This window comes from Streptomyces sp. 17_S59, from assembly GCF_056930295.1.
The window spans coordinates 3,132,907-3,152,096 of the sequence record NZ_JBXOWD010000001.1; the positions used below are offsets into that span (position 1 = coordinate 3,132,907).

Annotated in this window: 16 protein-coding genes; 6 read left to right on the top strand and 10 right to left on the bottom strand. The window is 72.9% G+C overall.

The features are described from left to right. Positions 1 to 129: 129 nt before the first annotated feature. The 10 genes from AC1Z4A_RS13905 to AC1Z4A_RS13950 are packed head-to-tail and all read right to left on the bottom strand — an operon-like array spanning position 130 to position 10,188. On the bottom strand, positions 130 to 1,638 hold the full coding sequence (locus AC1Z4A_RS13905; RefSeq protein WP_483678792.1) for an NADH-quinone oxidoreductase subunit N: 1,509 nt from the start codon (positions 1,636 to 1,638) through the stop codon (positions 130 to 132). Continuing rightward, positions 1,638 to 3,233, bottom strand: a complete 1,596-nt coding sequence (locus AC1Z4A_RS13910) for a complex I subunit 4 family protein (protein ID WP_483683585.1) — start codon at positions 3,231 to 3,233, stop codon at positions 1,638 to 1,640. Before AC1Z4A_RS13910 ends, AC1Z4A_RS13905 begins: the two co-directional genes overlap by 1 nt. Before the next feature lie 17 nt (positions 3,234 to 3,250). Continuing rightward, positions 3,251 to 5,251, bottom strand: coding sequence for an NADH-quinone oxidoreductase subunit 5 family protein (locus AC1Z4A_RS13915; protein ID WP_483678793.1), 2,001 nt, complete (start codon positions 5,249 to 5,251; stop codon positions 3,251 to 3,253). Then, a complete protein-coding gene (gene nuoK, locus AC1Z4A_RS13920) occupies positions 5,248 to 5,625 on the bottom strand; it encodes an NADH-quinone oxidoreductase subunit NuoK (protein ID WP_483678794.1) in 378 nt (125 codons plus the stop codon). Before nuoK ends, AC1Z4A_RS13915 begins: the two co-directional genes overlap by 4 nt. Beyond that, positions 5,625 to 6,224 carry an NADH-quinone oxidoreductase subunit J family protein gene (locus tag AC1Z4A_RS13925; protein WP_483678795.1) on the bottom strand — a complete coding sequence of 200 codons (600 nt, stop codon included), beginning with the start codon at positions 6,222 to 6,224 and terminating at the stop codon, positions 5,625 to 5,627. Before AC1Z4A_RS13925 ends, nuoK begins: the two co-directional genes overlap by 1 nt. Further along, complete coding sequence (locus tag AC1Z4A_RS13930; protein WP_483683586.1) at positions 6,221 to 6,754, bottom strand: NuoI/complex I 23 kDa subunit family protein; 534 nt, start codon at positions 6,752 to 6,754, stop codon at positions 6,221 to 6,223. The genes AC1Z4A_RS13925 and AC1Z4A_RS13930 overlap by 4 nt, the downstream gene beginning before the upstream one ends. A 53-nt stretch (positions 6,755 to 6,807) precedes the next feature. Further along, on the bottom strand, positions 6,808 to 7,779 hold the full coding sequence (locus tag AC1Z4A_RS13935) for a complex I subunit 1/NuoH family protein (protein WP_483678796.1): 972 nt from the start codon (positions 7,777 to 7,779) through the stop codon (positions 6,808 to 6,810). After that, positions 7,776 to 9,194 carry an NADH-quinone oxidoreductase subunit C gene (locus tag AC1Z4A_RS13940; RefSeq protein WP_483678799.1) on the bottom strand — a complete coding sequence of 473 codons (1,419 nt, stop codon included), beginning with the start codon at positions 9,192 to 9,194 and terminating at the stop codon, positions 7,776 to 7,778. Before AC1Z4A_RS13940 ends, AC1Z4A_RS13935 begins: the two co-directional genes overlap by 4 nt. Next, positions 9,191 to 9,796, bottom strand: a complete 606-nt coding sequence (locus AC1Z4A_RS13945) for an NADH-quinone oxidoreductase subunit B (RefSeq protein ID WP_483678801.1) — start codon at positions 9,794 to 9,796, stop codon at positions 9,191 to 9,193. The genes AC1Z4A_RS13940 and AC1Z4A_RS13945 overlap by 4 nt, the downstream gene beginning before the upstream one ends. After that, positions 9,787 to 10,188, bottom strand: a complete 402-nt coding sequence (locus tag AC1Z4A_RS13950; RefSeq protein ID WP_483678803.1) for an NADH-quinone oxidoreductase subunit A — start codon at positions 10,186 to 10,188, stop codon at positions 9,787 to 9,789. Before AC1Z4A_RS13950 ends, AC1Z4A_RS13945 begins: the two co-directional genes overlap by 10 nt. Positions 10,189 to 10,360: 172 nt before the next feature. Between AC1Z4A_RS13950 and AC1Z4A_RS13955 the strand changes: the two genes are divergently transcribed. The 6 genes from AC1Z4A_RS13955 (at position 10,361) to AC1Z4A_RS13980 (ending at position 19,155) form a co-directional block, all read left to right on the top strand. Further along, positions 10,361 to 11,572, top strand: coding sequence for a sensor histidine kinase (locus AC1Z4A_RS13955; protein WP_483678805.1), 1,212 nt, complete (start codon positions 10,361 to 10,363; stop codon positions 11,570 to 11,572). A 107-nt stretch (positions 11,573 to 11,679) separates the two neighbouring features. Further along, the gene (locus tag AC1Z4A_RS13960) at positions 11,680 to 13,002 is read left to right on the top strand and encodes a sensor histidine kinase (RefSeq protein ID WP_483678807.1); all 1,323 of its coding nucleotides are present in this window, start codon (positions 11,680 to 11,682) and stop codon (positions 13,000 to 13,002) included. Between the two features lie 161 nt (positions 13,003 to 13,163). Further along, complete coding sequence (locus AC1Z4A_RS13965; RefSeq protein ID WP_483683587.1) at positions 13,164 to 13,823, top strand: LuxR C-terminal-related transcriptional regulator; 660 nt, start codon at positions 13,164 to 13,166, stop codon at positions 13,821 to 13,823. A 210-nt stretch (positions 13,824 to 14,033) separates the two neighbouring features. After that, on the top strand, positions 14,034 to 16,016 hold the full coding sequence (locus AC1Z4A_RS13970) for a 2-oxoacid:acceptor oxidoreductase subunit alpha (RefSeq protein WP_483678809.1): 1,983 nt from the start codon (positions 14,034 to 14,036) through the stop codon (positions 16,014 to 16,016). Continuing rightward, positions 16,009 to 17,058: a 2-oxoacid:ferredoxin oxidoreductase subunit beta gene (locus AC1Z4A_RS13975; protein ID WP_483678812.1), complete on the top strand. Its 1,050-nt coding sequence runs from the start codon at positions 16,009 to 16,011 to the stop codon at positions 17,056 to 17,058. The genes AC1Z4A_RS13970 and AC1Z4A_RS13975 overlap by 8 nt, the downstream gene beginning before the upstream one ends. A 111-nt stretch (positions 17,059 to 17,169) precedes the next feature. Further along, a complete protein-coding gene (locus AC1Z4A_RS13980; RefSeq protein ID WP_483678813.1) occupies positions 17,170 to 19,155 on the top strand; it encodes an APC family permease in 1,986 nt (661 codons plus the stop codon). Positions 19,156 to 19,190: the final 35 nt, after the last annotated feature.

Consider the following 19,190-nt stretch of genomic DNA (forward strand, 5'->3'; position numbering starts at 1 on the left):
CACCAGTGGAACCTTTCGAACTGGTCAACGCCAGACGGAGGCCGCTAGTTCCCTTGTGCACGCGGGCGGACGGCCCGCCGTTCGGGTGAAGGCGCTGGTGGTGCCGCCCGCGGGGCCGTCGGACGCCCCCTAGAGCAGCGCCTGGGAGGCGAAGCGGAGGACGAGCTGCGGGGCGCCCGAGAGGGCCACGCCGAGGACGGTGGCCAGGGCGATGGCCGCCGACAGGGGGGCCGGGATCCGGGCGGCGGGCCCGGTGGTCTCCGGGCCGCCGCGGAAGAGGACGGCCGTCCACTGGAGGTAGTAGAAGAGGGCGATCACGACGTTGACGGCCATGACCACGGCCAGCCAGCCCAGGCCCGCGTCGACCGCCACCGAGAAGACGGTGACCTTCGCGAAGAGGCCGATGACGCCCGGCGGCAGGCCCGCCAGGCAGAGCAGGAAGAAGCCCAGGGCGAGGGCGGGGAGCGGGCGGCGGGCCCAGAGGCCGCGGTAGTCGATGATCCGGTTGTCCGGGGCGGTGCGGGCCACCAGCGCGGCGACCGCGAAGGCGCCGAGGTTCACGGCCGCGTACATCAGCGCGTAGGCGACGGTGGAGCCGATGGCGCGCGCCGGGTCGTGGGCGTAGCCGGCGGCCGCGATGGGGACGAGCAGATAGCCCGCCTGGCCGACCGAGGACCAGGCCAGCAGCCGGACGGCGCTGTGCCGGCGGTCGGGGCGCTGGCGGAGCGCGGCGACGTTGCCGGCGGTCATGGTGAGGGCGGCGAGCACGGCGAGCGCCGGGCCCCACACGTCCGCGTACGACGGGAAGGCGACGACGGTCACCAGGATGAGGCCGGCGAAGCCGACCGCCTTGCCGACGACCGACAGATACGCGGCGACCGGCAGGGGCGCGCCCACATAGGTGTCGGGCACCCAGAAGTGGAAGGGCGCGGCCGCGGTCTTGAAGGCGAAGCCGACGAGCGTGAGGGCCACGCCCGCCTCGGCGAGGACCTGAAGGCGCGGGTCCACGTGGGTGAGGCCGTCCGCGATCCGGGTCAGGTGCAGGGTGCCGGTGGCCGCGTAGACGAAGCTGACGCCGAGCAGCGTGACCGCCGTCGCGGTGACGGAGGACAGGAAGAACTTCAGCGCCGCCTCGGCGGAGCGGCGGTCGCCGCGCCGGAGGCCGACGAGGGCGAAGGCGGGCAGGGAGGCCACTTCGAGGGCCACGACGAGGGTCGCGAGGTCCCGGGAGGCGGGCAGCAGCGCGGCGCCGGAGGCCGAGGACAGCAGCAGGAACCAGAACTCGCCCGCGGGGAGTTTGAAGTCGGCGATCGCGCTGACGGACAGCAGCGCGGTCAGCAGGGCCCCGCCGAGCACCAGGAACTGGACGACGAGCGTGAAGTGGTCCGCTGTGTAGCTGCACGCGTGGCCGGTGCCGGTGCCGGGCCCGGTGAGGCAGAACGTCGAGCGGTCGCCGTCCAGCAGCGGCAGCAGGGAGAGCCCGGCGAGCACCAGGCCGCCGATGGCGACCGTCCCCAGGAGGGGCTTCCGCTCCTCGGGGAGGAAGAGATCGGCGACCAGGACGACCAGCGCCACGACGGCCGTGACGGTGGGCGGGGCGATGGCGAGCCAGTCGACGGACTGGACCAGGGAGCCCATCACTTGCCTCCTGCAAGAAGCTGCTGAACGGCCGGGTCGCTGAGGCCGAGGAGGGCCGCGGGCCAGAGTCCGGCGAGAACGGTGAGGGCGACGAGCGGGGTCCACGCGGCGAATTCGTACGCCTGGACGTCCGCGAGGGCGGTGGCCTGCCCGGCCCCGAGCGCCGCCGGGGGCAGCTGGCCGGGCTTCAGGGACTCCTCGCCGTCGCTGCCCATGCACACCCGGCGGACCACGACCAGCAGGTACGCGGCCGTCAGCAGGGTGCCGAGGCCGGCCAGGGCCATGAAGACGAGGAACGCGGGGCGGCTGAGGCCGTCGGCGGGGCGGAAGGAGGCGAACATCGCGAGCATCTCGCCCCAGAACCCGGCGAGCCCGGGCAGCCCGAGCGAGGCGACCGCGCCGAAGGCCAGCAGGCCGCCGAGGCGCGGGGCCCTGCCGTAGAGGGCGGCGCCGGTGGTGCCGGAGAGGCTGTCGAGGTCGCTGGTGCCGTAGCGGTCCTTGAGGGCGCCGACGAGGAAGAAGAGGAGGCCGGTGATGAGGCCGTGGGCGATGTTGGCGAACAGCGCCCCGTTCACTCCGGTCGGGGTCAGCGTGGCGATGCCCAGGAGCACGAAGCCCATGTGGCCGACGGAGGAGTAGGCGATCAGCCGCTTGAGGTCGCCCCTGGCCCCGCTGCGGGCGAGGGCGAGACAGACCAGGGACCCGTAGACGATGCCGACGGCCGCAAAGGCGGCGAGGTAGGGCGCGAAGGTGTGCGCGCCGTCCGGGGCGACGGGCAGGACGATGCGGACGAACCCGTACGTGCCCATCTTCAGCAGCACGCCCGCGAGGAGCACCGAGCCGGCGGTCGGGGCGGCGGTGTGGGCGTCGGGCAGCCAGCTGTGCAGCGGCCACATCGGGGCCTTGACGGCCAGTCCGATGCCGATGGCCAGGACCGCGACGAGCTGGGTGGTGTGGCTCAGCTTCGACCCGTTGTCAGTGGCGAGTGCCACCATGTCGAAGGTGCCGCCCTTGATCCCGACGAGGAGGAGGCCGAGCAGCATCACGACGGAGCCGAGCAGCGTGTAGAGGATGAAGCGCCAGGCGGAGCGCTCGCGGTCCGCGCCGCCCCAGCGCGCGATGAGGAAGTACATCGGCACGAGGACGGTCTCGAAGGCGAGGAAGAACAGCATCAGGTCGAGGACGGCGAAGGTCGCGAGGGTGCCGCCCTCGAGGAGCAGCAGCAGCGCCACGAATGCCTTGGGGGACGGGCCCGACGGCATGTTGAAGTAGCTGTAGAGCGCGCAGAGGAAGGTCAGCAGCGCGGTCAGGACGAGCAGGGGGAGCGAGATGCCGTCCACGCCCAGGTGGATGCGGATGCCGAGGGCCGGGATCCAGCTGATGTCGGTGGTCGCCTGCATGCGGGCGGGCCGGTCGTGGTCGAAGCCCGCGGCGAGGGCCACGGCCAGGGCGAGCACGGCGCCGGTGACGGTGACGCCGTGCCGGAGCACGGCCTGCTCGGGGCTGCGGCCCTTGAGGCCGGGCGGGGCCGGGAAGAGCGCGGCGACGGCTCCGACGAGGGGGAGGACGACGATCGCAGCGAGGAGGATCTGCATGACGCTGTGACTCACTGTCAGGCTCCGGTGGCGACGAGGACGGCGGCGACGGCCAGCACGACGGAGCCGGCGAGCAGCGCGCCGAGGTAGGTCTGCACATTGCCGGTCTGGGCCCGGCGGACGGCCGCGCCGAGCAGGCGGGGGGCGGTGCCGGCGCCGCGCACGTACGCGTCGACGACCTCGCGGTCGAGGAAGCGCGCGAGCCGGGCGGCGCCCCGCACGGGCCGGACGAGGAGTGCGGAGTACACGGCGTCGAGGTGGAAGCCGGTGGCCGCGTGGCGGTGCAGGGGGCCGAGCAGCAGCCTGCCCGGGTCGCCGGGGTCCGGGGCGGCGGCGACGGTTCCGTAGGCCCGCTCGTGGCTGGCGATGGCCTCGATCTCGGAGACGGCGGGGGCCGCGTCCGGGTCGGCGGCGACGGCGCCGAGAGGGGCGCCCGCGGCCAGGGCGGCGGTGCGGCGCCAGGCCGCGTACGTCACAAGGGCGCCGATCAGGGCGCCGCCGGTGGAGAGCACGGAGGTGGTGAGGCCGGGGGCGAGCGAGTGCCCGTCGAACCAGTCGGGGAGGGACCAGGTGGCCAGGCCGAGGGCGGCGGTGGGCACGAAGAGGACCCACAGCACGCCGTTCATGGCGAGCGGCTCCCGGCCGTGGTCGGCGGCCTCGGCGCCCTTGCCGTGGAAGGCCAGGAGCCACAGGCGGGTGGCGTAGCCGGCGGTGAGGAGGGCGGTGACCAGGCCGGCGATCAGCACGGTCCATCCCGCGGCGCCCGGGACGCCGTGCGCGTGGCCGGTGGCCGCGTGCTCGGCCGCGCCGAGGACGGCCTCCTTGGAGAAGAAGCCGCTGAACGGGGGGACGGCGGCGAGCGCGAGCAGGGCGACGGTCATCGTCCAGTAGGCGTCGGGGACGCGCCGGGCGAGGCCGTTCATGCGGGACATCGCGGCGAGCGAGTTGGTGCCGGCGGCGTGGATGACCACGCCGGCCGCGAGGAAGAGGAGGGCCTTGAACGCACCGTGCGAGATGAGGTGGAAGACGGCGGCCCCGCGGTCGCCGACGGCCAGCGCGCCGGTCATGTAGCCGAGCTGGCCGACGGTCGAGTAGGCGAGCACGCGCTTGATGTCGTCCTGGGCGAGGGCGGCGAGGGCCGAGCCGATCATCGTGACCGCGGCCATCACGGCCAGCACGACCAGGGCCGCCGCCGAGGCGGCGAAGACGGGGAGGAGCCGGGCGACGAAGTAGACGCCGGCCGCGACCATCGTCGCGGCGTGGATCAGCGCGGACACCGGGGTGGGGCCCGCCATCGCGTCGGGCAGCCAGGTGTGCAGCGGGAACTGCGCCGACTTGCCCGCGACCCCGGCGAGGAGCAGCAGCGCGACGAGCGTGGGGTGGGTGATGTCCCCGGCGACGGCGGCGGAGAGGATGCCGTTGATCCGGAACGTTCCGGCGTCGGCGGCCAGCGCGAAGATCCCGATCAGGAAGGGGACGTCGCCGAGCTTGGTGACCAGGAACGCCTTGAGGGAGGCGGCCCGGGCGGCCTCGGTCTCCCAGTAGTGGCCGACCAGGAAGTACGAGCAGATGCCCATGACCTCCCAGCCGACCAGCAGCACCATCAGGTCGCCGGAGTAGACGACGAGCAGCATCGCCGAGGTGAAGAGGGAGACCAGCGCCGCGTAGGAGGGGTAGCGGGGGTCGTCGCGCAGATAGGCCGTGGAGTACAGCTGCACGCAGGTCGCCACGAGGCCGACGAGCGCGGCGACCAGCACGGCGAAGCCGTCGAGGTGCAGGGCGAGGTCGATCGGCACGGAGCCGGTCGGGGTGAGCCGGACGGCGGCGTCGAGGGCCTCGCCCGCGCCGCCCCCGCCCTGCCGCCAGGCCACGACGCCCGCGAGCACGGCGGACACGGCGGTCGGCAGCACGGCGAGGGGCCGGACGAAGCCGGGTGCGGTGCGGCCCGTCAGCAGGCCCGCGAGGGCGCCGAGGAAGGGCAGCAGGGGGACGAGGACGGCGGTGGTCGTGGTCGTCACGCGGCGGCCTCAGCCTTCTCGTCGCGGTCTGCCGGTCGTTCGGGGCCGTCCGTGCCCTCGTCGTCCGCGTCCTCGCGCAGGTCGCGGAGGCGGTCGATGTCGGCGGTGCCGCGGTTGCGGTACACGAGCAGGACGATCGCCAGGCCGATGCCGATCTCGGCGGCGGCGATGGCGATGGTGAAGAGGGTGAGCGCCTGGCCCGCGTGGAGCGTGTCGCGCAGCCACACGTCGAAGGCGACGAGATTGAGGTTGACGGCGTTGAGCATCAGCTCGACGGCCATCAGGACGAGGATCGCGTTGCGCCGGGCGAGCACACCGTAGAGGCCCACGCAGAAGAGGAGGGCGGCCAGGACGGCCGGGTAGACGAGATGCATCAGCGCTGCTCCCCTTCCGCGTCTTCCGCTTCCGCGCGTCCCTTGCGGGACAGGACGATCGCGCCGACCAGTGCGGCGAGCAGCAGGACGGACAGTGCCTCGAAGGGCAGCACCCAGTGCCGGAAGAGGATCTCCCCGGAGACCGCGGTGGTGCCCTGCGGCGAGCCGCGCAGGTCGATCCAGGTCGTGCGGAACGCGTCCACGACCACCCAGACGAGTGCAGCCGCCGCGGCGACGGCCACGGCCAGGGCGGCCCAGCGGTTGCCCGAGTCGGCGTCCGGGGAGCGGCCGATGGGGGCCTTGGTGAGCATGAGCCCGAAGAGGAGGAGCACCACGACGGAGCCGACGTAGATCAGCACCTGTACCCAGGCGATGAACTCCGCGGTCAGCAGCAGGTACTCCACGGCGAGCCCGCCGAGGGCCACGACCAGCCACAGGGCGGCGTGCACCAGCTGCTTGGTGGTGACGGAGACGGCGGCGGCACCGAGGGTCACGACGCCGACGAGGAGGAAGAGGACCTCGACCCCGGAAGTGGAGAGGAAGCCGTGCGCCGCGTGCGCCGCTTGCGCGGCGGTGGTGGTGATTCCGGTGCCGGTCACGCCTCTCCCTCCTGCTCCTGCTGCTCCTGCTGCTCCTGCTGCTCCTGCTGTGCCGCCTGCTCCTGCTGGGCGGCCAGCTTCTCGGCCGTCTTGCGGGCCGCCGCGATCTCCTTGGGCTCCTCGGCGGCCGGGTCGAGCGCGGGCGGCTCCGGCACGGTCCACATCCACTCGCGGAGCTTGTCCCGCTCGTGGACGAGGTCCTGGATGTCGGTCTCGGCGTACTCGAACTCCGGCGACCAGAACAGCGCGTCGAACGGGCACACCTCGATGCAGATGCCGCAGTACATGCACAGCGAGAAGTCGATCGCGAAGCGGTCGAGGACGTTCCGGCTGCGCTCGCGCCCGCCCGGGACGGCCGCGGGCACCGTCTCCTTGTGGGAGTCGATGTAGATGCACCAGTCCGGGCACTCGCGCGCGCACAGCATGCACACCGTGCAGTTCTCCTCGAACAGCCCGATGACGCCGCGCGTGCGGGGCGGCAGCTCGGGCTGGACGTCGGGGTACTGCGCGGTGACCGAGCGACGGGTCATCGTGCGGAGCGTGACGGCCAGCCCCTTGGCGAGGCCGGAGCCGGGGATGCCCACTACCGGATCACCACCTTCACGATTCCGGTCAGCGCGATCTGCGCGAGGGCGAGCGGGATGAGCACGGTCCAGGCCAGCTTCTGGAGCTGGTCCTCGCGCAGCCGGGGATAGGTCACGCGCAGCCACATCACGACGAAGGCCAGGACCAGGGTCTTGAGGAGCGTCCACAGCCAGCCGAGCCCGTCGGCCCCGAAGGGGCCGTGCCAGCCGCCGAGGAAGAGCACGGTCGTCAGCCCGCAGAGCACCACGATGCCCGCGTACTCGGCGAGCAGGAACATCGCGAAGCGCAGGCCGGTGTACTCGGTGTACGCACCGAAGATGATCTCCGAGTCGGCGACCGGCATGTCGAACGGCGGCCGTTGCAGCTCGGCGAGCCCGGCCGTGAAGAAGACCAGGCCGCCGACGATCTGCCAGGGCACCCACCACCAGTGGAAGGCCTCGACGATGCCGGGCAGCGAGACCGTGCCCGCCGCCATCGCGACGGACGCCGCCGCGAGCAGCATCGGCAGCTCGTACGCCAGCAGCTGCGCGGCCGTGCGGAGGCCGCCCAGCAGGGAGAACTTGTTGGCCGACGCCCAGCCCGCCATCAGCGAGCCGAGGACGCCCACGCCCATGACGGCGAGCACGAAGAAGATGCCCGCGTCGATGAACTGGCCGACGGCGTTGCCGGGGCCGACCGGGATGGCCAGCAGGACGAGCAGATAGGGCAGCAGCGCCACGGCGGGGGCGAGCTGGAAGATGCGCCGGTCCGCGTTCGCGGGTACGACGTCCTCCTTCTGCGCGAACTTCACGCCGTCCGCGACGAGCTGCGCCCACCCGTGGAAGCCACCGGCGTACATGGGCCCGAGGCGCCCCTGCATATGGGCCATGACCTTGTGCTCGGTCTGCCCGAGGACGAGCGGCAGCACGACGAAGGCGACGAACACGCCCACGAGACGCAGGACGACGTCGAGAGTGTCGCTGCTGCTCATGCGGGGTCGCCTCCGGCGGGGTTCGTGTCGTTCTCGGCGGGCCCGTTCCCGGGGCGCCCGGCTTCGCCGGGGGTCTCCTGGTCCGTACCCGGCGTCCGGGCGGCGCCGTCCCCGGCTTCGCCGGGAGTCTCGCGCTCCGGTGAGTCCGGCACCGCCGGGCTCCGCCGCGGGGGCTCCTCGCCGTCGCGGCGGGAAGAAGCGGGCCCGGCACCGCCGGAGGGTTCGTGGTCTGCACCCGGCGTGGGCCCGGCTTCGCCCTCGGTCGGCTCGGGCTCCGGGGCCGACGGCTCTTCGAAGGCCGGCCGGGCGTGGTGCCACGGGGCGTCGGACGAGCGCGGGGCCGGCCGGGGCCGGGTGCGCCAGGGCTCGCTGGGGGCGGGCGGCTGGGCGGCCGAGCCCTCGTCGGCGCTGCGGGGAGCAGCCCCCTCGGCCTGCTGGCTCGCGGAGCCCTCGCCCGCGCTGCGGGTACGGCGAGGGGGAGCCCCCGCCGCCGCCTGGCTCGCCGAGCCATCGGCCGCACTGCGAGCGCGCCGCGGCGCGGGTGCCGCGCCCTCCGCCGCCTGGCTCGCCGAACCGTCGGCCGCACTACGCGCACGCCGCGGCGCAGGAGCCGCACCTTCCGCCGCCTGGCTCGCCGAGCCCTCGGCAGCACTACGCGCACGCCGCGGCGCAGGCGCCGCCTCCGGCGCCTGGCTCGCCGAGCCCTCCGTCACGCTGCGCGTGCGGCGAGCGGGGCGGTCGGCGCCTGCGGCGCCTGCCGCGCGGGGGGTGCGGGCCGGGCGGGCCGGGGCCGGGGGGAGCTGGCCCTTGAGGGGGCCCCACTCGTTGGGGTCGGGCACGCCGGGGGGCAGCATCTGGCGGCGCTTCGGGCCGCCCTCCGCCGCCTCGCCCGGCTCCTTCGCACCCGGCCACGCCTTCACCACGCGGGCCGCCAGCACGAAGTCCTTGCGCAGCGGGTGGCCCTCGAAGCCGTCGGGCAGCAGCAGCGGGATCAGGTGCGGGTGGCCCGGGAAGTCGATGCCGAACATCTCGTGCGTCTCGCGCTCGTGCCACGCCGCACCGGAGTAGACGCCCACCGCGCTGGGCAGCACGGCGGCCCCGTGCGGCACGGTGGTGCGCAGCAGCAGGCGCCGCGTGCCCGCGCCCCCGCCGGGGAGCGCGGCGACGTGCGCGCAGACGCGGAAGCCCGTGCCGGGCTCGTCGACCGCGCTCAGCCAGTCGAAGAAGGTGCAGCCGAGACGGTCGCGGGCCGCTTCGAGCGCGGCGGTCCACCGCTCCGCGGGGACGTCGACCGTCAGCAGGCCGTACGCCTCCTCGGCCGTCGCGTCCGCGCCGAACAGCTCGGTGGCGGGGCCCGGCAGCCAGCCCACGGCCGGCTCCGCGCCGGTGGTCCCCGGCTCCGTCGGCTCGCTCATCGGTCCGTCTCCCCCGGCGCCGAGGGCGCCTGCGGCGGGGTCACCAGGCCGCTGCGCAGGGCGGCGGCGGAGGGGCCGCGCCCGCCGGAGGCGTACCGCTCGCCCAGCGACTCCTCGGCGATCTTCTCCTGAAGCTTGATGATGCCCTGGAGCAGCGCCTCCGGCCGCGGCGGGCAGCCCGGCACGTAGACGTCCACGGGGATGATCTGGTCGACGCCCTTGGTCACCGAGTACGAGTCCCAGTAGGGGCCGCCGCAGTTCGAGCAGGCGCCGAAGGAGATCACGTACTTGGGCTCGGGCATCTGCTCGTACAGCCGCTTCACGGCCGGCGCCATCTTGTCCGTCACCGTGCCGGAGACGATCATGAGGTCGGCCTGGCGCGGGCCCGGCGCGAAGGGGATGACGCCCAGGCGGATGAAGTCGTGCCGGGCCATGGACGCGGCGATGAACTCGATCGCGCAGCAGGCCAGCCCGAAGTTGAAGACCCACAGGCTGTAGCGGCGGCCCCAGTTCAGGACGACCTTCATGGGCTCGGGGGCCAGGCGGGCCAGCGGGCCGAGCCGGCGGGGCTCGGGCAGGTCGACCGGGGGTGTCACGCCCATTCCAGGACGCCCTTCTTCCATGCGTACAACAGGCCAACGGCGAGGAAGCCGAGGAAGACGAACATCTCCACGAGCGTCGCGCCGCCGAAGCCCGGCGCGGCGAACACCGTCGCCCAGGGGAACAGGAAGATCGAGTCCACGGCGAAGATCACGTACAGGAAGGCGTAGACGTAGTAGCGGACCTGGGTGTGGGCCCAGCCCTCGCCGACGGGGTCGACGCCGCACTCGTACGTCAGCAGCTTCTCCGGCGTCGGCACCACGGGCCGCAGCAGTCGTCCCGCCCCGAACGCCACGGCGACGAAGAGCACGCCGACGACGGCGAGCAGCCCCACGACCGAGTAGGCGTGGAAGTAGTCCGCCGCGAGCCGGACATCGGCGCCATTGGTGCGCACGGTCGCCCCTCGCTCCCTGTCCTGTTTGTTCGACGATCTGTACGCACGCGAGTCTAGGCCCTGTAGGCGCCGGGTAAGGCAGCCCTGTCTCGCCAGAGGTAGGGATATCCCTACCCGTCGGCCCCCGTGACCCCCATGGCGACAGGCCCCGGGCGCGGGGCAGGCTTGCCGTATGAGCGCCAGCAGCACCACCCGTGAGTCCGCCTGTGACGCCGCCCCCGGCGGGAAAGAAGCGGAACTACTGCCTCCGCCCCGCCTCGCCTTCGACGGCCGGACCTGGCGGGAGGTCTGCCACCTCCTCCTGAACCTCCCCGAGGGGATCATCGGCTTCGTCTACGTGTCGATCTGGCTGTACGTGGGCGTCGCGCTGTCGATCACCGTGGTGGGCCTGCCACTGCTGGCCGCGGGCCTGATGGGTGCGCGGGTGCTGGGCCGGCTGGAGCGCCGCCGGGCGCGCGCCCTGCTGGGTGTGCGGATCGACGAGCCGAGCCCGCTCGCCGGGCACCGCACGGACCGGGGCTTCTTCCCCTGGATGTGGGCCACGCTCAAGGACCCGGTGGCCTGGCGCAGCACCCTGTATTCGTTCATACGACTGCCATGGGGCGTTCTCACTTTCTCCGTCACCCTCGTCTCCCTGTTCGTCCTCTGGCCACTGCTGGGCCACCTCGCCCGGCTGCTGACGCACGCCGACCGGGCGATGGTCCGGGGCCTGCTGTGCCCGTCGAGCGAGCTGGAGCGCCGGGTGGCGGAGCTGGAGCAGGACCGCGGGGTGGTCGTGGACACCGCCGCCGCCGACCTGCGCCGCATCGAGCGCGACCTGCACGACGGCGCCCAGGCCCGCCTCGTCGCCCTCGCCATGGGGCTCGGCCTGGCCAAGGAGAAGCTGCTGGAGGATCCGGAGGCGGCGGCGCAGATGGTGGACGAGGCCCACGGCGAGGTGAAGCTCGCCCTCCAGGAGCTGCGCGACCTCGCTCGCGGCATCCACCCCGCGATCCTCACCGACCGCGGACTGGGCCCGGCCCTGTCGTCGGTGGCGGCGCGCTGCACCGTGCCGGTGAAGGTCACGGCGGACCTGCCGGCCCGCCCGGCCGCGGCCATCGAGGGCATCGCCTACTTCACGGCGTCCGAGCTGCTCCAGAACATCAGCAAGCACAGCGGGGCGTCGGGGGCCCGGGTGGAGGTGTGGCGGGCGGACGACCGGCTGCTGCTCCAGGTGTGGGACGACGGCCGCGGCGGCGCCTCCACCGCCAAGGGCAGCGGCCTGGCCGGGCTCGCCGAGCGGCTGGGTTCGGTGGACGGGCTGCTGGCGGTCGACTCTCCCGCCGGCGGGCCGACCACGATCACCGCGGAACTGCCGTGGCGCAAGCGGGAGGCGGGGAGGTAGGGCCAGCCCCACCACGAGGACACCGACCTGCCGCATGGTTCCGGGGCCGCCGCCACGGGAGGCTTGGGGCACAAGGAGAAGCCCAGCCGACGACGAGGAACGAGGACATGGCCATCGACTACGGACCCCCGGCGCACCGGATGCCGGCCGTGCTGCGCGCGCCCCTGGAGGGGCGCACCTGGCGGGAGTTCCTCCACCTGCTGACCGGCCTGCCCATCGCGACGTTCACGTTCTCCTACGCCGTCACGATGACCTCGGCGAGCGCCGGACTGCTGATCACCTTCCTGGGCGTCCCGCTCCTGGCCGCCACCCTCGCCGGGGCGCGCGGGCTGGGCATCCTGGAGCGCGCCCGTGCCCGCGCGCTGCTGCGCCTCGACGTGGCGGAGCCCGAGCCCGTACGCCCCCGCGGGAAGAACCGCGACCGCGGCGGGCTGATGCCCTGGGTGGGGGCGCTGCTCAAGAGCGGGACGTCCTGGCGGCACCTGCTCTACATGGTGCTGTACTTCCCGTGGGCGCTCTTCTCCTTCGTGCTCGCCGTGGTCCTGTGGTCCGTCAGCTGGGCGTTGTTCCTCTACCCGCTGTGGCAGTGGACGCTGCCGACGTACACCGACCAGCCGGGCATGATGGTCTTCGACGACGGTCACGGCCGCACCTGGTACCTCGACAGCTCCCTCGAGATAGCCGTCGTCTGCGCCGTCGGCCTGGTGCTGGTGCTGATCACCCCGTGGGTGATCCGGGCTCTGGCCCACGTGGACCGGCTGCTGGTGACGGGCCTGCTGGGCCCCTCCCGGCTGGCGGCCCGGGTGTGGGAGCTGGAGGAGGACCGGGGCGTGGTCGTGGACACCGCCGCCGCCGACCTGCGCCGCATCGAGCGCGACCTCCACGACGGCGCCCAGGCCCGCCTCGTCGCCCTCGCCATGGACCTGGGCCTGGCCAAGGAGAAGCTCAGGGAGGACCCGAAGGCCGCGGCGCACATGGTCGACGAGGCCCACGGCGAGGTGAAGCTCGCCCTCCAGGAACTGCGCGACCTCGCCCGCGGCATCCACCCCGCCATCCTCACCGACCGCGGACTCGGCCCGGCCCTGTCGGCCCTGGCCGCCCGCTGCACCGTGCCGGTGACGACGGAGGTGGACCTCCCGGCCCGCCCGGCCGCCGCCATCGAGGGCATCGCCTACTTCACCGTCTCGGAACTGCTCCAGAACATCAGCAAGCACAGCGGCGCCCGGACCGCGCGCGTGGAGATGTGGCGCTCGGAGGACCGGCTGATGCTCCAGGTGCAGGACGACGGCCGCGGCGGCGCCTCGACCGCCGCCGGCAGCGGACTGGCCGGGCTCGCCGAGCGGCTGGACTCCGTCGACGGACTGCTGGTCGTCGACTCGCCGGCCGGCGGCCCGACCACGATCACGGCGGAGCTGCCCTGGCGCTCCTGACGCCACCGTGCACGACGTGCACCCTTCCTTCCGGCCCCGGGGCACCCCGCCCCGGGGCCGGAAGCTGCAATGCTGGGAGAGTTGTTCGGAAGGGTTCGTACGTCGGATGCGGGCGGCGGTGCCGCCAGGGGGGCCGGAGAATCGTGATCGTGGAGGACAGGGTGCGCGTGGTCATCGCCGAGGACTCGGTGCTGCTGCGGGAGGGCCTGACCCGGCTGCTGACCGACCGCGGGCTCGAGGTCGTCGCGGGCGTCGGCGACGCGGAGGCGCTGATCAAGTCCGTCACGGAGCTGGCCGGTGAGAACGCCCTGCCGGACGTCGTGGTCGCCGACGTGCGGATGCCCCCGACCCACACCGACGAGGGCGTACGGGCCGCGGTGCGGCTGCGCCGGGACCACCCCGAGCTGGGCGTGCTGGTGTTCTCGCAGTACGTCGAGGAGCAGTACGCGACGGAGCTGCTGGCCGGCAGCAGCCGGGGCGTCGGCTATCTGCTGAAGGACCGGGTGGCCGAGGTCCGCGAGTTCGTGGACGCGGTGGTCCGCGTGGCCCGGGGCGGCACCGCCCTGGACCCCGAGGTCGTCGCCCAGTTGCTGGGCCGCAGCCGGAAGCAGGACGTGCTGGCCGGGCTCACCCCGCGCGAGCGGGAGGTCCTGGGCCTGATGGCCGAAGGGCGGACGAACTCCGCCATCGCCAGGCAGCTGGTGGTCAGCGACGGGGCGGTGGAGAAGCACGTCAGCAACATCTTCCTCAAGCTGGGCCTGTCGCCCAGCGAGGGCGACCACCGGCGCGTGCTGGCGGTGCTCACCTACCTGCGCTCCTAGTTCCTGGAACTCCCTGACGCGCACGGCGGGGAAGGCCGGAACCGGCCGGGTTTCGCCTCCTCGCCGCACGTCAAACACTGCCTGCTGTCCTGGTGCTGCCAAATCATTGGCCCATCCAGGGATTGCCCTCCTCCCCCACGTACGATGGCCGAGGGAACGCCGGTCGGCGCCACCGAATGCGCGGCGCCGCCACGAGGGAGGTCCGAAGCAGTGACCAGCCAGGTCAGCAGCCCGGCCGGACAGGCCGATCCAGCCGAACAGCGTGGCGAGAGCCCGGTTCGGGAGCGCCTCGCCGAACAGCGCGCCCCCGCGAACGGGGCCGAAGGCGCCCACGGCGCCAAGGAGGTGCGCCGGCTGGACCGGGTCATCATCCGTTTCGCAGGTGACTCCGGTGACGGCATGCAGCTCACGGGTGACCGGTTTACTTCGGAGACCGCGTCGTTCGGCAACGACCTGTCGACGCTGCCGAACTTCCCCGCGGAGATCCGGGCCCCCGCCGGCACGCTTCCGGGTGTCTCGTCGTTCCAGCTGCACTTCGCCGACCACGACATCCTCACGCCGGGCGACGCCCCGAACGTGCTGGTGGCGATGAACCCGGCCGCGCTGAAGGCGAACATCGGCGATGTGCCGCACGGCGCCGAGATCATCGTGAACACCGACGAGTTCACCAAGCGCCCGATGGCGAAGGTGGGTTACGAGACCTCCCCGCTGGAGGACGGCTCGCTGGACGCCTATCACCTGCACCCGGTGCCGCTGACCACGCTCACCATCGAGGCGCTCAAGGAGTACGGCCTCTCCCGCAAGGAGGCCGGGCGCAGCAAGAACATGTTCGCGCTGGGCCTGCTGTCGTGGATGTACCACCGGCCGACGGAGAGCACCGAGGCGTTCCTGCGGAAGAAGTTCGCGAAGCAGCCGCACATCGCCGAGGCGAACGTGGCGGCCTTCCGGGCGGGCTGGAACTTCGGCGAGACGACGGAGGACTTCGCCGTCTCCTACGAAGTGGCCCCGGCCACCTCCGCCTTCCCGCCGGGCACCTACCGCAACATCTCCGGGAACCTGGCGCTGTCGTACGGGCTGATCGCCGCCTCCCGCCAGGCGGACCTGCCGCTGTACCTCGGCTCGTACCCGATCACCCCGGCCTCGGACATCCTCCACGAGCTTTCGAAGCACAAGAACTTCGGCGTGCGCACCTTCCAGGCCGAGGACGAGATCGCGGGCATCGGCGCGGCGCTGGGCGCGGCATTCGGCGGGGCGCTGGCGGTGACCACGACCTCGGGTCCGGGCGTGGCGCTGAAGTCGGAGACCATCGGTCTCGCGGTCTCGCTGGAACTGCCGCTGCTGATCGTGGACATCCAGCGCGGCGGCCCGTCCACGGGCCTGCCCACCAAGACCGAGCAGGCGGACCTGCTCCAGGCGATGTACGGGCGCAACGGCGAGGCCCCCGTCCCGGTCGTCGCCCCGCGCACCCCGGCCGACTGCTTCGACGCCGCGCTGGACGCCGCCCGGATCGCCCTGACCTACCGGACGCCGGTGTTCCTGCTCTCGGACGGCTACCTGGCCAACGGCTCGGAGCCCTGGCGCGTCCCCGAGACCGACGAACTGCCCGACCTGCGCGTGCAGTTCGCCACCGGCACCAACCACACCCTGGCCGACGGCACCGAGGTCTTCTGGCCCTACAAGCGCGACCCCGAGACGCTGGCCCGGCCCTGGGCCGTGCCCGGCACGCCCGGCCTGGAGCACCGCATCGGCGGCATCGAGAAGCAGGACGGCACGGGCAACATCTCCTACGACCCGGCCAACCACGACCACATGGTCCGTACCCGCCAGGCCAAGACCGACGGCATCGCCGTCCCCGACGCCGAGGTCGACGACCCCTCCGGCGAGGCCCGCACCCTCGTGCTCGGCTGGGGCTCTACCTACGGCCCGATCACGGCCGCGGTGCGCCGCGTACGGGCGGGCGGCGGCCGCATCGCCCAGGCGCACCTGCGCCACCTCAACCCGTTCCCGGCCAACCTCGGCGAGGTGCTCGGCCGTTTCGACAAGGTGGTCGTCCCCGAGATGAACCTCGGCCAGCTCGCCACCCTCCTGCGGGCCCGGTACCTGACCGACATCCGCTCCCACACCCAGGTGAGCGGCATGCCCTTCAAGGCCGAGCAGCTCGCGACCGTGCTGAAGGAGGCCATCGATGACTGAGGCACTCTCCCTGGTGCCCAAGGCGGACGCCGTGCTCTCGGCCAAGGACTTCAAGTCCGACCAGGAAGTGCGCTGGTGCCCCGGCTGCGGCGACTACGCCATCCTCGCCGCCGTCCAGGGCTTCATGCCCGAACTGGGCCTCGCCCGCGAGAACGTCGTCTTCGTCTCCGGCATCGGCTGCTCCTCCCGCTTCCCGTACTACATGAACACCTACGGGATGCACTCCATCCACGGCCGCGCCCCCGCCATCGCTACCGGCCTGGCCACCAGCCGCCGCGACCTGTCCGTCTGGGTCGTCACGGGCGACGGCGACGCCCTCTCCATCGGCGGCAACCACCTCATCCACGCCCTGCGTCGCAATGTGAACCTGAAGATCCTGCTGTTCAACAACCGGATCTACGGGCTCACCAAGGGCCAGTACAGCCCCACCTCCGAGGTCGGCAAGGTCACCAAGTCCACGCCGATGGGCTCCCTGGACGCCCCGTTCAACCCGATCTCGCTCGCCCTCGGCGCCGAGGCGTCCTTCGTGGCCCGCACCGTCGACTCCGACCGCAAGCACCTCACCGAGGTGCTGCGCGCCGCGGCCGCCCACCCCGGCACCGCGCTGGTGGAGATCTACCAGAACTGCAACATCTTCAACGACGGCGCCTTCGAGGCACTGAAGGACAAGGAACAGGCCCAGGAGGCGGTCATCCGCCTCCAGCACGGCGAGCCCGTCCGCTTCGGCGCCGAGGGCGCCAAGGGCGTCGTCCGCGACCGGGCCACCGGTGATCTGAAGGTCGTCGCCGTCACCCCTGAGAACGAGGCGGACCTCCTGGTCCACGACGCGCACGCCGCGTCCCCGACCACCGCCTTCGCCCTCTCCCGGCTCGCCGACCCGGACACCCTCCACCACACCCCGATCGGCGTCTTCCGCGACGTCGAGCGACCGGTGTACGACACCCAGATGGCCGAACAGCTGGAGACGGCCGTCGAGCAGCGGGGCAAGGGCGACCTCTCCGCCCTGCTGGCGGGCAACGACACCTGGACCGTCGTCGGCTGATCCGCCGCCGGTTCCGCCGCCGTCCGTTCCGCCCCGGCCGGGCACCCGATTCGGGTGTCCGGCCGGGGAGTCTGACGGCCCCTCGGGCCGGGCACCCGTTGTCATATGGACATGGCCGACCCCGCTGCCTCCGAAGCGACTCCGCCCGTCATCCGCGACCGGCTCGCCTACCGGCTCAAAAGCCTGCTCCTCGGGCCGCCGCTGGTCACGAAGCAGCTCCCGCACGAGAAGCTCTCCAACCCGATGGCGCTCGGCGTCCTCGCCTCCGACTGCATGTCCTCGACCGCGTACGGCAGCGAGGAGATACTGCGCATCCTGGTGCCCGTCGCCGGGCTCGGCGCGTTCACCCTGCTGTTGCCGGTGACCGGCGCGATCCTGTTCGTCCTGCTGCTGCTGACGCTCTCCTACCGCGACGTCGTCTCCGTCTACACCCGTGCGGGCGGCTCGTACGTCGTGGCCCGGGAGAACTTCGGGCCGCGGATCGCCCAGGTGGCGGCCGTGGCGCTGCTCGTCGACTACATCGTCACCGTCGCCGTGCAGACGGCCGCGGGCACGGACGCCCTGATCTCCCTCGCCCACCTCACCGCGGACGGCTACACCGGCATCGACCACCTCAAGCTCCCCATCACCGTGGGCGTGGTGGTGATCCTGATGTACGGCAATCTGCGCGGCATCCGGGAGGCGGGCCGCGCCTTCGCCCTGCCCGCCTACCTCTTCATGCTCGCGGTCGCCGCGATGCTGGTCGTGGGCCTGGTACGGGCGCTGACCGGCGGCCTCCCGCATGCGGACGTGCACGCGGCGGGGGCCATGCCGCTGGGCTCCGGGGGCCACGGCTGGCTGTACGGGGCCTCGCTCTTCATGGTGCTGCGGTCCTTCGCCAACGGCGGCTCCTCGCTGACCGGCCTGGAGGCGATCTCCAACAGCGTCTCCGCGTTCCGCAAGCCCCAGGGCAGGAACGCACGGCGCACCCTGACGGTCATGAGCTGTGCCCTGGGCACGATGGTCCTCGGCGTCTCCACGCTGGCCCACTACACCCACGCCATTCCCTACGCGGACGGCAACCCGACCGTCATCGCGCAGGAGGCCCGGCTGGTCTTCGGCAGCAGCTGGGCGGGCACGGCCGGGCTCGTGTACGTCCAGCTCGCCACGGCCCTCATCCTCTACACGGGCGCCAACACGCCCTTCACCGGCTTCCCCTTCCTCGCCAGCTTCGTCGCCCAGGACCGCTTCCTGCCCCGGCAGCTGATGCGGCGCGGCCACCGCCTCGCCTTCTCCAACGGCATCATCTGCCTCACGGTCGTATCGCTGGCGCTGCTGCTGGTGACGCGCGCCAGCGTCGACAAACTCGTCGCGCTCTACGCCATCGGCGTCTTCACCGGGTTCACCATGGCCGGTGCCGGAATGGCGGCCCACTACTGGCGGCGCCGCGAGAGCCATTGGCGGATCGGCGTGAACCTCGCCTCGGCCGTGGCCTCGGCCCTGGTGGTGGTGATCTTCGCGATCACCAAGTTCACGGAGGGGGCCTGGCTGGTCGTGGTCGTCTTCCCGCTCGGCGTGTGGGCGCTGATCCGCATCAACCGCGAGTACCGGGAGGAGGCCGAGGCCCTGGAGAACGTCGCGGCGTTCACCACGGACCGGCCGCGCTGGCGGCGGCACCTGGTGTACGTCCTCGTCGACAGCCTCGACCTCGCCACCGTCAAGGCCCTGCGCTATGCGCACGAGCTGCGGCCGGACGAGGTGCGGGCGCTGCACTTCGTGATCGACGAGGAGCGGGCGCGGCGGCTGGCCGCCCGCTGGGACGAGCACTCGGGCACGACGGTGCCGCTGGAGCTGGTGGACTGCCCGGACCGCCGCCTCCGCCACACGGTGGCGGACCTGGCGGCCCGCACGACGGCCGACGGCACCACGGCCCTGACGCTGCTGATCCCCCGTCGCACGTACTCCAGCCCGCTGGGCCGGCTGCTGCACCGGCAGACGGCGGAGGAGATGGCCAAGGTGCTGGAGCAGCTGCCGAACGTGGCGGTGACGATCCTGCCGCTGGACGTGACCCGCGCGATCGAGCGACTGCGCGCGGCCCGCGGCGAGGCGGTGTCGTAGGAACCCGGGCCCCGGACGGGAGCAATGTCATGACC

Excerpts from the sequence above, each read along its gene's own strand:
- AC1Z4A_RS13905 (WP_483678792.1), bottom strand. The coding sequence starts at position 1,638 with ATGGGCTCCCTGGTCCAGTCCGTCGACTGGCTCGCCATCGCCCCGCCC.
- AC1Z4A_RS13910 (WP_483683585.1), bottom strand. The coding sequence starts at position 3,233 with ATGCAGATCCTCCTCGCTGCGATCGTCGTCCTCCCCCTCGTCGGAGCC.
- nuoK (WP_483678794.1), bottom strand. The coding sequence starts at position 5,625 with ATGCATCTCGTCTACCCGGCCGTCCTGGCCGCCCTCCTCTTCTGCGTG.
- AC1Z4A_RS13930 (WP_483683586.1), bottom strand. The coding sequence starts at position 6,754 with ATGACCCGTCGCTCGGTCACCGCGCAGTACCCCGACGTCCAGCCCGAG.
- AC1Z4A_RS13935 (WP_483678796.1), bottom strand. The coding sequence starts at position 7,779 with ATGAGCAGCAGCGACACTCTCGACGTCGTCCTGCGTCTCGTGGGCGTG.
- AC1Z4A_RS13940 (WP_483678799.1), bottom strand. The coding sequence starts at position 9,194 with ATGAGCGAGCCGACGGAGCCGGGGACCACCGGCGCGGAGCCGGCCGTG.
- AC1Z4A_RS13945 (WP_483678801.1), bottom strand. The coding sequence starts at position 9,796 with ATGGGCGTGACACCCCCGGTCGACCTGCCCGAGCCCCGCCGGCTCGGC.
- AC1Z4A_RS13955 (WP_483678805.1), top strand. The coding sequence starts at position 10,361 with ATGAGCGCCAGCAGCACCACCCGTGAGTCCGCCTGTGACGCCGCCCCC.
- AC1Z4A_RS13960 (WP_483678807.1), top strand. The coding sequence starts at position 11,680 with ATGGCCATCGACTACGGACCCCCGGCGCACCGGATGCCGGCCGTGCTG.
- AC1Z4A_RS13975 (WP_483678812.1), top strand. The coding sequence starts at position 16,009 with ATGACTGAGGCACTCTCCCTGGTGCCCAAGGCGGACGCCGTGCTCTCG.
- AC1Z4A_RS13980 (WP_483678813.1), top strand. The coding sequence starts at position 17,170 with ATGGCCGACCCCGCTGCCTCCGAAGCGACTCCGCCCGTCATCCGCGAC.